The sequence below is a fragment of the Flavobacterium enshiense DK69 genome (assembly GCF_000498495.1).
In the GTDB taxonomy this organism is placed as follows: domain Bacteria; phylum Bacteroidota; class Bacteroidia; order Flavobacteriales; family Flavobacteriaceae; genus Flavobacterium; species Flavobacterium enshiense.
Window position 1 is genome coordinate 1 of sequence record NZ_AVCS01000043.1, and the last position, 1,011, is coordinate 1,011.

A 1,011-nucleotide genomic window follows, 5' to 3' on the forward strand; every position below is an offset into this window, starting at 1 on the left:
AAAGCCGGCGGGACGTTGGCAGTAATTTGAGAAAAATCGTGATTTATGAAAAACATTCTACTAATTTTAATAACACTACAAATCATTAGCTGTAATTCGCAACAAAAAGATACAGCGGAAAAAATAAATGTGTTATTTATTGGAAATAGCTTGACATATTTCTACGATATGCCGCAGACAGTCCAAAAAATGCTTAATGAAACAGATCCAAATATAAAAATTGAACAAAGCACGTTTCCTGGAATGTCATTAACTGGTCATTTATCTGACATAATAACATCAAGAACAGAAAATGGAATTAGCACAAGAAAAAAAGAAGAGGGAGAAAAAACAGAAACAGAAATCAAGATTGCTGAGAAACAATGGGATATTGTCATTTTACAAACTGGAACTATAAGTGTTTTAATCACCGAAAATCGTGAACTAAAAACGAATAAGGCAATTTCAGATATTAAGAAATTGGTTTCTAATCCCAACTGTAGATTTATACTTTTCAATACTTGGCCATTAAAAAACGAATATCCCAAACAATATTGCTATCCAGCAAGTCAAATTGACAAATCAATAAAAAAGGACAAATGTTGCTCACCTGTTCTTGAAAGTTTAGAACAAGAGGTTAAGATAATTAATGAGGCTTATGATTTGGTTGCCAAAGAAAATGACCTCATAAAATCGGATAACGGAAATAAATTTTATGAAGTACGGACAAAATATCCTGAAATTGAACTTTACGAAGACGATAGCCATCCGAATAAGTATGGTGCTTTTTTAAATGCCTGTATTTTTTACCAAATGCTGTCTAATAAAAAAGTATCTAATTTAAAATACAACGGAGAAATTGAACCTAAAACAGCTAAATTACTTAAAAAAATTGCAGAATAAAAACTACTGCCAACAGCGGTTTTAAGAAATTGGGGTTTTAGGGCTTAATGAAACGGTCTTTTTGTATATTTGACTTCAGTCCTACTGGAATGGTTTGGGAACAAAAACCCCCAACTTCTTAAAGCCGGC

Annotated in this window: 1 protein-coding gene; it reads left to right on the forward strand. The window is 32.0% G+C overall.

Going from position 1 to position 1,011, the window contains the following annotated elements:
- The first annotated feature begins 45 nt into the window (after positions 1-45).
- Complete coding sequence (locus tag FEDK69T_RS15255; protein WP_023575096.1) at positions 46-882, forward strand: DUF4886 domain-containing protein; 837 nt, start codon at positions 46-48, stop codon at positions 880-882.
- The last annotated feature ends 129 nt before the right edge of the window (positions 883-1,011 follow it).

Coding starts and splice junctions, on each gene's coding strand:
- FEDK69T_RS15255 (WP_023575096.1), top strand. CDS start 46: ATGAAAAACATTCTACTAATTTTAATAACACTACAAATCATTAGCTGT.